We start from the raw sequence: 14,242 nt of genomic DNA, 5'->3' as shown, positions 1-14,242 counted from the left end.
TCCTTAGGTAACACAAGACGATTATTGCAGCATAACCCCATATTCAACCAACAAAAACCCCTCATAGTGAGGGGGTTATCTGCAGGTAAGATTTCGCATGATCTCGATTATTCCTGCTCTGTGCTAAAGCTATCTCTGAATGCCTGCAACCCTTGCTGTACCAGAGCGTAAGTTTCATCCACCCCAGTCTTGATTTCGCCTTCCAGCACCTTGAGCCCGGAGAGGATATCCGTCGCCTCTTTAAAGCCCTGATCTATGGCGCCGCCGATAACGTCCATAAAACCGGACAGCTGACTGTCAAAGTCCATGCTGGAATTTTGCTGCTGGTAGACACTGAAGAACTGAGTCGCAAAGCTAACAATTCTGTCGGCCGTGGCCTCGGGAGAAGTATCTATCTGCTGCTCCTGCACCTGCTGCAGGGCATTTTCACCCATGTAGGGTGCCAGTTCTTCATTGATGGCCTCAATCGCGGCGCGATACAAGAGACTCATGGGTTCGTTGCCACTATTGAGACTTACCTCCTCCTGCGCCGCCAGAATAGCGTTATTCATCAACTGCTGACTGACATGGCGGATGCTCTTGCTACTGGCGACTTCAGATACCGCCTTGCCATGATTACCATCCAGTTGTTGGGTCTTATCCTTGGCCACCTCAGAGACCTGAGCGCCATGATTGCGGATTTCCATCTTGGTTTCCTCGTATGAAAAGCGTGTCCCAGGTTAATTATCGACCAATTCAGCAATTAGTTTAGTGATTGTTTACCCAGGCCGATACTCGGGCTATGATCCCACATGTTATTTAAGTATTTGATAGAAAATAAAAATGGTAAGAATTTTTCTACTGCTTTGTCTTTCAGTGCTTTTTGGTTTGCCGTCCCAGGCCGCCAACACTAATCAAACCATATTCCTGGTTAGGCACGCGGAAAAAGCTCAGGGAAGCGATCCCGGGCTGACAGCCGCCGGTAAGGCGCGAGCCGAGGCTCTGGCAGCGGCACTACAGGACACCCAACTGCAAAGGCTGATGTCGAGTGAGTTTCGCCGAACTCAGGAAACCCTGGGACCAATTGCAACAGCCAAACAACTCAGGATTGAGGTGTTTCCAGCCAAAGGCGGCTTGGAGGTTCACATCAATGCCATAGCTGATGCGGTCAAAGCCAGCCAAGGCAATGTGCTGATAGCCGGCCATAGCAATACGATTCCGGCCATCATCAAGGCACTCGGTGGCCCCCTTGTTAGTTTGGATGAGCAGCAATACGATCAACTTTTTATTCTCACCTTGGCAGAACAGGGGCCCACGGGCCTGGTAACCAGCCACTTTGGCAGTCAATAAGGATAGAAGATGCGCGAGCAAAACTGGTTTATGTGGGGCCTGGAACTCTTTTCCGGCCTGTTTTTGATAGTCGTCGGCTTAGGACTCTTGGTAATCACTTATATGTATATCGCCGATGTGATGCAAACCAAGCAGGCGGTGCGGCATAACTACCCTGTTGTCGGACGATTCCGATATTTCTTCGAGAAAATGGGCGAATTCTTCCGCCAGTACTTTTTCGCTCTCGATCGGGAAGAACTCCCCTTCAATCGTGCCGAGCGTAGTTGGGTCTACCGAGCGGCGAAAAATGTCGACCGCACCATAGCCTTCGGCTCCACCAGGCCACTGGAAGCCAACGGCAGCATACTGTTTATGAACACCGCCTTCCCCACGCTGGATCAAGACGTTGTACCGCCAACACCTGTGATTATTGGCCCTGACTGCGAACATCCCTTTGCCACCAGCGCCATTTGCCATATTTCCGCCATGAGTTTCGGCGCTCTTTCTCGCCCAGCTGTTACCGCCCTTTCCCATGGGGCAGCCCAGGCAGGATGCTGGCTCAACACTGGCGAAGGCGGCCTCAGCGCCCACCACCTCAAGGGAAACTGCGATCTGGTATTCCAGATAGGCACTGCCAAATATGGCGTTCGCAACGCTGAAGGGCACCTGGATGATGACAAGCTCAGGGAAGTGGCCGCTCACTCTCAGGTGAAAATGTTCGAAATCAAACTCAGTCAGGGAGCCAAGCCAGGCAAGGGGGGAATTCTTCCCGGGGTAAAGGTAACCGAAGAGATAGCCGCGATTAGAGGGATCCCAGCAGGAGAGGATTCCATCAGTCCCAACGGCCATATCGAGTTTCATCATGTCGGCGATATTCTCGACATGATAGCCAGAGTCAGACAGGTGACAGGCAAACCCACAGGGATCAAAGCGGTCTTGGGTGATACTCACTGGTTGGAAGATTTTCTGGAAGAGATTAACCAACGCGGTCATGACTCGGCTCCCGATTTCTTCACCCTCGACAGCGCCGATGGCGGAACGGGCGCAGCGCCGCAAACCTTGATGGACTATGTTGGCCTACCGCTGAAAGAGAGCTTGCCACTGTTGGTCGATCAACTGCGGCGGCATGGACTGAAGCAAAGGATCAAGGTGATAGCCTCAGGCAAACTTATCACGCCCTCCAGAGTCGCCTGGGCGCTGGCGCTGGGGGCGGATTTCACCGCCTCAGCGAGAGGGAATATGTTCGCGCTGGGATGTATTCAAGCGCTGCAGTGCAACAAGGATACCTGCCCCACCGGGATAACCACCCATAACAAGAAACTGCAACAAGGATTGGATCCCAGGGATAAATCCACCCGAGTCGCCAACTACAACAAGGCATTGCACCATGATCTGGGGATGCTGGCCCACTCCTGCGGGGTTACTGACCCAAGACAACTCAAACCACGCCACGTCAGAATCGTTACCCAAAGTGGCCTGTCGGTATCTTTGGATAAATACTACGCTCACTTCGATCAATGAGGTATTGTCACTGTCACCGAAGCGTAATAATGGTTAGATTGTGCGTTGTATCACAAAAGTGGTAAGATCTTGCGCCTAATCAAGACTTGCCACTTCCAGAGGATTTTGAAGTGAAAATGACATTTGTCAGTCAGGTCCCCAAGCCGGAAACGAGCAAAACTGCATCGCTCAGCTGCAAGAATTGCAGCCGTTTAATTGAGATTGAGGGAGAGATGCTCTGTTATCGCGGCGGTAAAATAACTGAACTGACACCGCTAAATGAAGCGAAAAATAGTTTCAACCTACTGTGCGACGGCTGGCAAGCCGACCGCAACCAAACCAAGAAATAGCATCAACTCAGGCTCAGCTACGCACTTCCCCTTGCGACTGAGCCTGCTTTCTTGACTCACTGATAATTCCTTCCAACGCCTCATTAAAGGGTTCTGCAGATACCATAGACAGAGTCAGGCCGCGGGTGGATACTCTCAGCCCGGCACGTAACTCGGTATGTAATTGATTGAGGGCAACATCATCCATACCTCGGGCCTTAAGCTCATCCGCCAGACAATTCCAATCTGTACGGACTTTGTCCTGCATTCCTTCAATATTGACCTGCAATACAATGTTTTCCATCTGTGCTGCCCCCATGGCTGACGCGACTTTGGACTTTCGAGTATGCGGCAGCCAGGCTGAATCAATGCTGAACTTGCACCGACTCATCAGCCTGTTTTGTGTGCTGGATCCGCCATAAACGCGCGTAATATCCATCGGCGGCCAACAGGCTATCATGGGTGCCGGACTCAACCAACTGACCTTGATGCAACACTAAGATTTTATCGGCATCCACCACTGTCGATAACCTATGGGCAATCACCAAGCTGGTATGACCCTTGGCAACTTCGTCGAGCGCCTTGAGAATCGCCCGCTCGGAGCGACTGTCCAGCGACGAGGTGGCTTCATCGAAGATCAGTATCGGCGAGCGCTTCAATATCGCCCTGGCAATAGCCACTCGCTGCTTTTCACCGCCGGAGAGTTTCATGCCTCTCTCACCCACCTTGGTCTGGGCCTGCTGCGGTAATGCCTCAACAAACTGCTTAAGGTGGGCCAACTCTATCGCCTGCCAGATTTCGGCGTCCGAAGCATCGGGGCGGCCATAGCGAATATTCTCAAACAGAGTATCGTTAAACAGCACAGTGTCCTGAGGCACTATGGCAATGGCTCGGCGCAGTGCATCTTGGGTCATATCGCGAATATCGATACCATCGACCCGAATCGCTCCTTGGCTGACATCGTAAAAGCGGAACAACAAGCGCACCAACGTCGATTTACCGGCGCCGCTTTCACCCACGACAGCCACCTTCTGCCCGGGCTCTATCTCAAAACTCACACCCTTGAGTATCTGCCTGTCACCATAGCCAAAGCCAACCGAGTCAAAGCTGATTCGGCCCTCTGTCGGCACGATATCCTTGGCCGCTGGGTTGTCTTTTACCAGCGGAGTCTTATCCAGCAGCGAGAACATCCGCTCTATATTGGCCAAAGCACCCCGAATTTCACGATACACAAAACCCAGGAAGTTGAGCGGCATAAAGAGTTGCATCATAAAGGCGTTGATCAATACAAAGTCACCCACAGTCATCTGTCCACGGGTCACTTCAAAGGCCGCCAGCCCCAGCATTAAAGTCATGGCGACAGCAATAATGGTGGCCTGACCGGCATTGAGGGCGAACAACGACAGACGATTCTTGCGCTTGGCCACTTCCCAGTCTGCCAACGCCTTGTCATACTCATTCGCCTCATAGGCTTCATTGTTGAAGTATTTGACGGTTTCATAGTTAAGCAGGCTATCGATAGCGCGGGTGTTGGATACCGAGTCGGCCTTCGCCGCCTCACGGACATAAGAGGTACGCCACTCAGTCGTCACAACAGAAAACAAACCATAGGCCAGTACGGAACAGAAGGTTATCAGCGCAAACCAGATACCATAATTCCACAGTAAAATGGCCACCACCATCAGGATTTCCAACAAGGTGGGTACTATGTTGAACACCATAAAACGCATCAGAAAACTGATGCCGCTGGTGCCGCGCTCTATGTCCCGCGATAATCCGCCGGTGCGCCTGTCGAGGTGAAAACCGAGATCCAGCCGGTGCAGATGTTCAAAGACCTGCAATCCCAGGCGTCGTATCGCCCTCTCGGTCACTCGGCCAAAGAGGGTATCCCTGATCTCCCCGGTGAGCGCATTGACTAATCTCAAGCTGCCATAAGCCAAAACCAGCGCTATAGGCACGGCCAACAGCTGCGCCGTTTGGGCGCTCCCCAAGTCATCAACCAAATGCTTCAACAGGAAAGGCAAACCGACACTGGCGAGTTTTCCCACAACAAGACACAGCAGCGCCAGGATAATCCGGCCCTTGTATTCCAACAGATAGGGCCAGAGAAGTTTGAGCACTTGCCAGTTGAGCTTATCGACGGGACCTTCAAGGTAAAGAGTTGGACGCATACATCTTGCCAGGAGAAAAGAGTGTTCCGAGTGTAGCAGTGAGTGGGGCCCAAGTCTGCGATCTGTTTGGCTGACCGCCCGGAAATAATCATCAGAAGCAGCACTTTAGAATGACAAAAATAACATTTAACCTAGACTAAATGGCTAGCAACGGAATTTTTATCGCCAAAATTCCTCCAAAGAGCGGAAAGATGGTTATGCATGAAAAAAGAATTTGCTACTCTTTCCTGCTAAGTACGGGCGGCAACGAGTGTTCAAAAATGTCAAACAAACCGGTCCGCACCGATTTTTTACTGTATCTGTTGAAGGAAATCTTATGTTGGATTCAAAAGTTCAATACCCGCCCCTGCCACTGATCCAAACCTGGGTATGGATGATGATCGAATCAGGCAACCCCGAGATCCAGGAAAAAGGCCGTAACAATCTGATAGCTTCCTTTGGCAGCCTGGCCAAGGCCAACGAATACCTGGCACAGCAAGCCCAAAAGTAAAGGCGCCAATGGCGCCTTTAACCCTATAATATTGACGCTCAACCCTGACGGCGCTTCAGCACGCTGTCATTGAGCATTGACAGCAGTTTCTCTGTATCATCCCAACCGATACAGGCGTCGGTAATACTTTGCCCATAACAGAGAGGATGCCCGGGATTAAGATCCTGACGCCCTTCCACCAGATGACTCTCCACCATCACTCCGAAAATCGCCTGCTGTTTAGCGGCAATCTGGCCGCAGACATCTTCAGCCACCAACATCTGACGCCGGAAGTCTTTACTGGAATTGGCATGACTGAAGTCAATCATCACCTTAGGTTTCAGGCCAACCTTCTCAAGCTGAGAACATATCCGGTTCACATGAGCTGAGCTGTAGTTAGGTTCGCGTCCACCACGCAGAATGATATGGCAGTCATCATTACCCTTGGTTGACACAATTGCCGAATGACCAAACTTGGTCACCGACAGAAAATGGTGGGGCGCGCTAGCGGCCCCAATGGCATCTATCGCCACCTTGATGGTGCCATCTGTGCCGTTTTTGAATCCCACAGGACAAGACAGGCCTGACGCCAACTCGCGGTGAACCTGAGACTCTGTGGTACGGGCGCCGATGGCGCCCCAACACATGAGGTCGGCCATATATTGCGGGGTAATCATATCGAGAAACTCACCCGCGGTTGGTACCTGGCTGTCATTCAATTCCAGCAGCAGTTTGCGGGCAGTTCTCAGGCCGTCGTTGAGCTTGAAGCTGTTATCCATGTATGGATCGTTAATCAGCCCCTTCCAGCCCACTGTCGTTCTGGGTTTCTCGAAATAGACCCGCATCACCACTTCCAACTGATCCTGATAGGCCGTTCTGAGTTTGGCCAAACGCGCACCATATTCCAGCGCGGCCTCAGGGTCGTGAATAGAGCATGGGCCTATCACCACCAGCAGGCGATCGTCCTGTCCATGCAGGATTTTGTGAATATTCTTCCTGGCTTTAAAGACGGTGGATGAGGCGCGTTCGGTTGCCGGAAATCGTTCCAGAATGGCTATCGGTGGCAGTAACTCTTTAACTTCATTAATCCGTACATCATCATTCTGGTAATACATAAACGTCACACAGCTCCGGCTATTGATAAGAATCTCTTGTTTTGAATAACAGTTTCAATCTATCCGCTATATTCAACCAATGCAATTAACTTATATGGATTTCTCTGCAATTCATGTTATTTCTTATTTTTTGTATGATAATCCCTGCCTTCTAATGAGAAATTCCCTAAACACAGCCTTGTTGATAAACAAACCACCAACACCACCTTTCAATCAAGGATTAGCCCTTATCGCTACAAGCTCTCACATGGTTTGAATCAAACCCTATTGAATTCCTATTTATAGGCAAGTAACTCATTTATAGAGTGCGCTCAAAAGTGACTCCCACCTCTCATGATCAACTGTTATATTTAACTAAAAAATCAATAAATTCCTACATATACAACTACCCATTCCAATTGGCTTAACCTAGCCAATATTTCAACAATTGACTTGCCGCAAGCAAACATTACAACTAACTTGATTAGCGGATAAGCATATTTATCCATTCACAAAATAATGATAATCAACAAGAGAAATGCGACATGAAAATATCCACCACCCTGATGATGTTGGGTCTTTGTAGTGTCTGCTCCCTGAGTCATGGCGCCACCGGCGTCGCCTTTGTCCATGGAACAGGAAAACAAACCGATGCCCTGAACGATTACTGGACCCGCGAGTTTGTCGATTCAGTTCGTCAAGGTATCAGCACCCCGAGTAACTATCAGGTCATCAACTGTGACTTCGAGCAATATATGTGGGATGAGGCCGCTGCCGGCTGTTTGGTCGATCAGCTGCTGAGCTTTATCAACGCCCGCAATCTGGATCAACTGATCCTTATCACCCACTCCAATGGCGGCAACATAGTGCGCTGGGTCTTGTCCAATCCCACCTGGGATGGACGTTATCCAGCTGTGATCAACAGCATCAGCCGAGTGATAGCGCTGGCGCCTTCCAGTGCCGGTACACCACTGGCCGATGCCGTCACTCAAGGCAATGTGTTTGAAACCAGTCTCGGCTGGCTGCTCGGTTACGACAGTGACGCCGTCAAACAGCAGCAAGTGGGCTGGATGGCGCAATACAACAGTCAATGGCTGTACGGCACAGCCGGGCGTCCTTCTCTGGGTAAGCCTTTTGAAGCTGTTGTCGGCTCAGACGTGGAATCGGCAGTTTGGGACAGCGACAGCTATTGCGGCGGTTATCAGTACCAGGTCGGGTTGGAGACCACCCAAAACTGGTTGGATAACTGCTCCGACGGTTTTCTTGAGTGCAGCTCCCAGAGTGCCGCCGGCAGTGTCTGGTTTACCGATAAGCAGAAAACCCGTGACAGAGAACCTTTGAGTCACCATCAAAGCCGCCGGGCCTGTTTTAATCTCGACACCCTTCTGCGCAATCATATCTGAGGAGGTAAGTATGAAGATGCATATCAGCAAGACACCGCTGCTGGCAGCGATACTCCTGAGCCTCACGGGTTGCCAGGATGATACCAAGGTAGCACAGAACCAGCAGCCCAAAAGCCTGACCTTGGCCATGGCTCCGCCCCAGGCAAGCGATATCAAAGCAGGAGAAGAGCTAGATACAGGGCAATTGCCGCCCTTGAATACCTCCAGGGAAGATGTCAGCTTTGTCAGGGCGCTGTCAGGGGAGTATCAAGCCCAGCTGCCGGACAAAACCGCCAGTGCCAGCAGTGATGAATACTGGTTGATGGTTACAGGCTCCGAGCTTAACCAAGGCATAGAGCTGCCATTAACCCAAGGCAGCAGCGTTATCCGTCTGGCGCCTCGCTGGGATAAAAGCAGCGGCGCCCCGACGGCCCCCAAGAGCATTGCTCCGGACGCAGTTCAACTCAGCTCAGCCGCAGGCAAAACTGAGAACAAGCGTCTTATCCGCCGCGCCGTAGACTCTGAGTCTCTGGCCAGCGCCGGAATGGATGATGACTCCAGTGCCCTGTTGCTGAGCTCAGATATCAAGCCCGGCCTCTATCGCCTGCAGGTCGCCGCAGCGCTGACCGCCACTGACAACTATCTGGTTAATGTCAAAGAGAAAGGCTCTGCCTATCATCTCAAGTTAAGCACCCCATCATCACTCGAGGCCAACACCCATCTCGAGTTGGAGCTGGCGCTTGAGAACGATAAGGCCCTGGGTTCACCTCGTTTGGCCAGTGCCCGGCTACAGCAAGCAAGCGGCGAGCAAACCCCACTGCAACTCAGCCAAAGTGGCAACAGCTGGCGACTGCAAAATGAGCAGCTGCCCATGCCCTCAAGCAATGCGGGGTTCAGTGAATTGGTAGTCGATATTGAGACCCAGGTGGATAACACCTTGGTACGACGTACAGTCAAGACCGCCTTCAAGCAGTTCTATCCATCGGCGCGGCTGGCACCCGAAATCAAAGTGGGTTGGCAAAATGGTCTGCCAAGCACTCTTAACTTTACGCTGGAGCTGGCCCAAAGTGGTCGTTTTGGGGTGTCGGCAATACTCACAGGGACCGATGCCCAAGGTCGGGAAATCGCCATACTGCAGAGTGAGACTGCGGCCTGGCTGACACAAGAGCAAAACAGTCTGCAGTTGCCTCTAAACCTTGAGCTAATCCAAAATTCGGGCTTAAAGCCGCCCTATGGTGTCAGGGCCGTTGAGCTCAAGGATATGGGGCAGATGGCGCGCTTGAGTTACCGCGACAAGGCGCTGAGTTTCGATGCCCTTTAAGGCCAGCTTTCAGGCAGAGAGAAACTTATAACCAGAAAGCAACTTATAGCCCAAAGCAACTTATAACCCAAAAGCAACAAAGCCCGATACAGATGTCAGCATCGGGCTTTTTACCCTACAACTTGGCTTAACCAATTGCGCCTTTATAACCCCGCTCTTTTAGCCAAGCTTTTGAATCAATGCCCTTCCATCGCATGCAACTTGGCCTGATAGCGTTTTTTCTGCTCGCCGTCACCGGCCAGCGCCAACGCCTTTTGCAGATTGCTCTTCGCCCGGTCGGAGTCCCCTTTTGCCCAGTAGGTTCTGGACAAACCAAAGTAAAACTCGTGACGATAATCCGCCTTCTCAATCGCTCTTCGATACCAACTCAGCGCCTTATCATATTGGCGATCCATGTAGGCTTGTTGCGCCATATCATAGTAGTAATAAGGATTACGGATCCGGGCAAGCTCCAGTACCTTGTGCACTTCGGCCCATTCATCCAGTCTGTCCTGGCTGCTCAGCATGACCGCCAGGTTATAGAGGGTAGTCATGTTTTCCGGCTCAAGCGTCAACGCATAGCGGTAGACCCGCTCGGCCATCTGTTCCATGCCCCTGGCGCGATAGAGCACCGCCAGGCTGTTGAGCGCCGGAATAAACAGACTCTGCTGTTGCAGGCTCTTTTTCAACAAGCCGTATGCGAGATCCCAATTCTCATTGATCAATGCCTCGGCCGCCGCATTGTTGTAATACATGGCGACCACAGTACTTTGGCTGATCTTATTGACCTTATAGCTGCGCACAGCACGCTCGGGCAGGAAATCCACCAGAATGGAACGCTCGGTAACATGGAAGACCTGATTGCTCTTGGGCGGGTATAACTTGAGGTTGATATGACCATTGACCAGATAAAAGGCGCCTTGGCGATCCCAGACCGGAGGCACTTCCACGTCGCGAAATTCAACCTCTATCCCCAGTTGTTGCGCCATGGCCGCCGTCAGGATCACCAGTGACATGCAGTTTCCAGACCTATCATGAAAGGTTTCGGCGGCGGTGCGGGTATAGTTGTCCTGATAGCGAAAGCCGCCCTTGTCGGCATGGATATAGTCAGCCAACCACTCGTGGGCCAACTGCTGATTGGAGATGAGTGCACCGCGGCTATAGGCACCTCTGAGCAACTGCACCGCCTCGGGAGGCAAGGCGAATAACTCGGCGGGCTCGGGGATATTCCCTGCCTCTTTGAATTGGTTATCCTGAAACAGGCTGCCAAGAGCCATCTTGCTTGGCACCGGGGTACTGCTGCAACCGCAAAATAGCAGCAGCAAAACCGCACCAATTAAGCGACTCAAGATGGTAGTGGATAGAGTGCCAAAGAAAGAATGAGTGAGAGAGCCGGAGAAAGCGCTTGAGAAAGTGCCTGAGAACATAAGGCCTCCTGAGTTAAGGCTTCTTTACTGAAAGCTTAAGTCAGACTGGCCACTCCTGCCGCGCCAAAGGGTGACAAAATGTGAATATCCCCTAGTTCAAGCCTTCATTCCCGGGAGCGATAACTTCAGAACCCGGCTTGGGGATCCCTATATATAGCTGCTGTTGCCGGTAAAGATAGGGGCGATAAAAATGGCCATTGCAGGAAAAGTAGCGATAGGGGCGCATGTAAGGAACACATATGGCAGGCAGGCTGCGGAGGATCTCCAGTTGTTGCTGCGAGCGCAGTAGTTCCTGCCACTCATGCTGACGCAGTAATTCATCCCTGACGGCAAAGGCATCGAAGGGCTCACTGGCATCACGAACCACCACTTGACCTGCCTCGGCATTGCCAAGCCACAGCAAGGTAATTAACAAAGCACCGAGAAAAGTACCGGTCAGCTTCATTACACTGAGAGTCTTCATCGCCATCCCCTTAGGCTCCAGGCTGTTTCTGCTTTCAGTCTGCCCCCAAGAGCGTCTGTCATCAAGCGCCATAGCCCCTAAATGCGCTTTTCCTGGCCGACTCCCGCCAAGCAAGGTAACAACAAGGCCGGTAACCCCAAAGCCAGCTCTAACCAAAAGCCACCTCACAAGAGATGGCTTAAAGGTGAAGGAAGCCTGCTTGATCTCTCAAGAACACTCATGGCTTATCAGCTGGCATTCTTGACTTATCAATTGGCGTTCTTGACTTATCAATTGGCGTTCTTGGCCTCTCAGTTGGCGTTCTTGACAGTTACAAACTCAGGATAGGCATCGATACCACAGTCCGACGCGTCCATACCGTTGTACTCTTCCTCTTCGGTCACCCGGATCCCCATGGTCACTTTCAAGGCGCCCCACACCAGCAATGACGCCAGGAACACCCAGGCAGAGATCACCGCAGCGCCAAACAGCTGCCCTGTCACACTGGCTTCGGCATTGGACAGAGGCACCATCATCAAACCGAAGAAACCGGCGACCCCGTGCACCGAGATAGCCCCGACAGGATCGTCTATCTTGATGCGGTCAAAGCCCACAATGGAGAACACCACCAAACCGCCGGCTACCAGGCCTATCACACCCGCCATCGGCAGCGAGGGCGACAATGGATCGGCCGTGATAGCCACCAAACCAGCCAAAGTACCATTGAGTATCATGGTCAAGTCGGCCTTGCCCCACACCATCTTACAGACGATCAGTGCAGATACCGCACCGAAGGCCGCCGCCGAATTGGTGTTAACGAAGACTTTGGCCACAGCGCTGGCATTTTCGGCATCAGAGACCAGTAACTGAGAACCACCGTTGAAACCAAACCAGCCCATCCAGAGGATAAAAGTCCCCAGGGTTGCCAGCGGCAGGTTGGAACCCGGGATAGGGTTAACCTGGCCATTGGCGCCATATTTACCTTTGCGGGCTCCCAGCAGCAAGACACCGGCCAAGGCCGCGGCCGCACCGGCCATATGCACTATGCCGCTACCGGCAAAGTCGACAAAGCCGGCTTCGGAAAGGAAACCACCGCCCCAGGTCCAGTAACCTTCCACCGGATAGATGACTGCCGTCATTACCAGGCTGAATGCCAGGAAAGCCCACAGGCGCATGCGCTCGGCCACGGCGCCGGAAACAATCGACATGGCTGTAGCCACAAATACCACCTGGAAGAAGAAATCAGACTCCAGCGCATGGTCGGCGTCGGCGGCTTGAGCTCCTATCAAGGTGCTGATGCTCGGCAGCCAGCCACCCTCACCATTGTCCACATACATGATGTTGTAACCCACAATCAGGTAGGTGATACAGGCAATTGAATAGAGACAGATGTTTTTGGTGAGTATCTCTGTGGTATTTTTGGAACGCACCAACCCGGCCTCCAGCATGGCGAAACCCGCCGCCATCCACATCACCAGCGCGCCGGAGATCAGAAAGTAAAAGGTGTCCAGCGCAAAACGCAGCTCTGTGACCGTAGTACCCAATTTGCTCAGTTCTTCCATCTTCTCCCCCTTACAGCGCTTCTGTGTCTGTTTCGCCCGTACGAATACGGATAACCTGTTCCAGATCTGTCACAAAGATCTTGCCGTCACCTATCTTGCCGGTATGAGCGGCATTGGTGATGACCTCCAGCAGGTGCTCAAGATTCTCCGCCTTAGTGGCTATCTCGAGCTTGACCTTGGGCAGAAAGTCCACCTGATACTCGGCTCCCCGATAGAGCTCTGTATGTCCTTTTTGCCGACCAAAACCTTTAACTTCGGTGACCGTCATCCCCTCAATGCCTATGCCCGCAATCGCTTCGCGGACATCATCGAGCTTGAACGGCTTAATGATTGCGCTGACTAATTTCATCCAGACCTCCAGAATCGCCTTGCTGTATTGGTGTTATGCCAAAAGCAATTCAAACATTAGGCCAAAATGTTAATTTTTTGTTTTATAAAGAGTTAGTTTTTACGGACCAGGTTGAGAGCTGCAGATATGCACCAATTAAGTGCAAGCAAGGCTCAGGCGCACAAAAAAAGCGCAATCATCTACGACCTAAGGCCTATTGGCTTAAGCCCTGTCCTGTCGTTAACTGAATGTCCTTAGGTTTACTGAAGCAAAAGCAGGGCTCGTTTACACCTGTCCTAAGGCCAACCAGAAGGAGAACAAGATGTTAAAAGCGGAAGAATGTGTGCTGGTCATAGTGGATGTTCAGGGTAAACTGGCGCAGATAATGGACAAGAGTGAACAGCTGCATCAGCAACTGGCCATGCTGATAGAAGGCACAGCCTTGTTTGATATCCCGGTGCTCTGGCTGGAACAGTTGCCGCAGAAGCTCGGCCCCACTACAGAGTCACTGGCCGCCCTGCTATCCAAAACCACATCGCCGATTGCCAAGCATCACTTCAGTGGCTGGCACTGCCCGGCGTTCCGTGAGGCACTGTTGAGCGCGGGCCGCAAACAGGTACTGCTGGCCGGGATAGAGACACATGTCTGTGTCTATCAAACCTGTGGTGATCTTATCGAGCAGGGTTTCGATGTGCACTTGATAGCCGATGCCGTCAGCTCCCGCAGTGAAAGCAACAAACGCTTGGGAATAGAGATGATGAAGCAGCAGGGAGCCAGGCTCAACAACAGCGAATCTTTACTGTTTGAACTGCAACATCAGGCAGAAGGTGAACGCTTCAAGGCTCTGCTTAAGCTGATCAAATAGGTCTGTAATCCCTCACGGGCTACCACTGATTTCTTGTAAGATAAAAAAATCCCCGCGGTGCGGGG

15 protein-coding genes are annotated in these 14,242 nt (G+C 51.9%); 7 read left to right on the top strand and 8 right to left on the bottom strand.

Translation table 11 applies throughout. From position 1 onward, the window contains the following. Positions 1-107 precede the first annotated feature (107 nt). The gene (locus ACMHXH_RS14435; protein WP_039036006.1) at positions 108-686 is read right to left on the bottom strand and encodes a DUF5610 domain-containing protein; all 579 of its coding nucleotides are present in this window, start codon (positions 684-686) and stop codon (positions 108-110) included. A 136-nt stretch (positions 687-822) separates the two neighbouring features. Here ACMHXH_RS14435 and ACMHXH_RS14430 point away from each other — a divergent pair, with 136 nt between their 5' ends. The 3 genes from ACMHXH_RS14430 (at position 823) to ACMHXH_RS14420 (ending at position 3,158) form a co-directional block, all read left to right on the top strand. Further along, positions 823-1,329, top strand: coding sequence for a phosphoglycerate mutase family protein (locus ACMHXH_RS14430; protein WP_039036007.1), 507 nt, complete (start codon positions 823-825; stop codon positions 1,327-1,329). 9 nt (positions 1,330-1,338) lie between these two features. Then, positions 1,339-2,829: an FMN-binding glutamate synthase family protein gene (locus ACMHXH_RS14425; RefSeq protein ID WP_039036008.1), complete on the top strand. Its 1,491-nt coding sequence runs from the start codon at positions 1,339-1,341 to the stop codon at positions 2,827-2,829. Between the two features lie 116 nt (positions 2,830-2,945). After that, positions 2,946-3,158 (top strand): hypothetical protein, encoded by a 213-nt coding sequence (locus ACMHXH_RS14420; protein ID WP_202932803.1) that lies wholly within the window; start codon positions 2,946-2,948, stop codon positions 3,156-3,158. Positions 3,159-3,171: 13 nt separating this feature from the next. Here ACMHXH_RS14420 and ACMHXH_RS14415 read toward each other — a convergent pair whose 3' ends face one another. After that, the gene (locus ACMHXH_RS14415; protein WP_039036010.1) at positions 3,172-3,441 is read right to left on the bottom strand and encodes a hypothetical protein; all 270 of its coding nucleotides are present in this window, start codon (positions 3,439-3,441) and stop codon (positions 3,172-3,174) included. Between the two features lie 61 nt (positions 3,442-3,502). Next, a complete protein-coding gene (locus ACMHXH_RS14410) occupies positions 3,503-5,308 on the bottom strand; it encodes an ABCB family ABC transporter ATP-binding protein/permease (protein WP_071477159.1) in 1,806 nt (601 codons plus the stop codon). Positions 5,309-5,624: 316 nt separating this feature from the next. On the opposite strand from ACMHXH_RS14410, the gene ACMHXH_RS14405 reads away from it, so the two are divergent. Further along, on the top strand, positions 5,625-5,798 hold the full coding sequence (locus ACMHXH_RS14405) for a hypothetical protein (protein WP_096142315.1): 174 nt from the start codon (positions 5,625-5,627) through the stop codon (positions 5,796-5,798). Positions 5,799-5,836: 38 nt separating this feature from the next. Here ACMHXH_RS14405 and aroG read toward each other — a convergent pair whose 3' ends face one another. Then, the gene (gene aroG / locus ACMHXH_RS14400) at positions 5,837-6,892 is read right to left on the bottom strand and encodes a 3-deoxy-7-phosphoheptulonate synthase AroG (protein WP_039036012.1); all 1,056 of its coding nucleotides are present in this window, start codon (positions 6,890-6,892) and stop codon (positions 5,837-5,839) included. Between the two features lie 524 nt (positions 6,893-7,416). On the opposite strand from aroG, the gene ACMHXH_RS14395 reads away from it, so the two are divergent. Both ACMHXH_RS14395 and ACMHXH_RS14390 read left to right on the top strand, forming a co-directional pair. Next, positions 7,417-8,274, top strand: coding sequence for a hypothetical protein (locus ACMHXH_RS14395; RefSeq protein ID WP_144360982.1), 858 nt, complete (start codon positions 7,417-7,419; stop codon positions 8,272-8,274). 10 nt (positions 8,275-8,284) lie between these two features. Next, complete coding sequence (locus ACMHXH_RS14390) at positions 8,285-9,574, top strand: DUF4785 domain-containing protein (RefSeq protein ID WP_335912592.1); 1,290 nt, start codon at positions 8,285-8,287, stop codon at positions 9,572-9,574. Positions 9,575-9,750: 176 nt separating this feature from the next. On the opposite strand, the gene ACMHXH_RS14385 is transcribed toward ACMHXH_RS14390, so the two are convergent. The 4 genes from ACMHXH_RS14385 to glnK form a co-directional block, all read right to left on the bottom strand. Next, positions 9,751-10,980: a hypothetical protein gene (locus tag ACMHXH_RS14385; RefSeq protein WP_335912593.1), complete on the bottom strand. Its 1,230-nt coding sequence runs from the start codon at positions 10,978-10,980 to the stop codon at positions 9,751-9,753. A gap of 91 nt (positions 10,981-11,071) precedes the next feature. After that, positions 11,072-11,443: a hypothetical protein gene (locus tag ACMHXH_RS14380; RefSeq protein ID WP_233962956.1), complete on the bottom strand. Its 372-nt coding sequence runs from the start codon at positions 11,441-11,443 to the stop codon at positions 11,072-11,074. Between the two features lie 290 nt (positions 11,444-11,733). Next, positions 11,734-12,984, bottom strand: a complete 1,251-nt coding sequence (locus tag ACMHXH_RS14375; protein ID WP_144360979.1) for an ammonium transporter — start codon at positions 12,982-12,984, stop codon at positions 11,734-11,736. Positions 12,985-12,994: 10 nt separating this feature from the next. Further along, entirely contained in the window at positions 12,995-13,333 is a 339-nt protein-coding gene (gene glnK / locus ACMHXH_RS14370; protein ID WP_025011521.1) for a P-II family nitrogen regulator, read from the bottom strand. A gap of 301 nt (positions 13,334-13,634) precedes the next feature. Between glnK and ACMHXH_RS14365 the strand changes: the two genes are divergently transcribed. Continuing rightward, positions 13,635-14,177 carry a hydrolase gene (locus tag ACMHXH_RS14365; RefSeq protein ID WP_039036015.1) on the top strand — a complete coding sequence of 181 codons (543 nt, stop codon included), beginning with the start codon at positions 13,635-13,637 and terminating at the stop codon, positions 14,175-14,177. The last annotated feature ends 65 nt before the right edge of the window (positions 14,178-14,242 follow it).

The organism is Shewanella sp. BJSY2023SW001 (assembly GCF_047314685.1).
Taxonomy (GTDB): Bacteria; Pseudomonadota; Gammaproteobacteria; order Enterobacterales; family Shewanellaceae; genus Shewanella; species Shewanella indica.
This window is presented reverse-complemented; position numbering and strand designations above follow the sequence as displayed.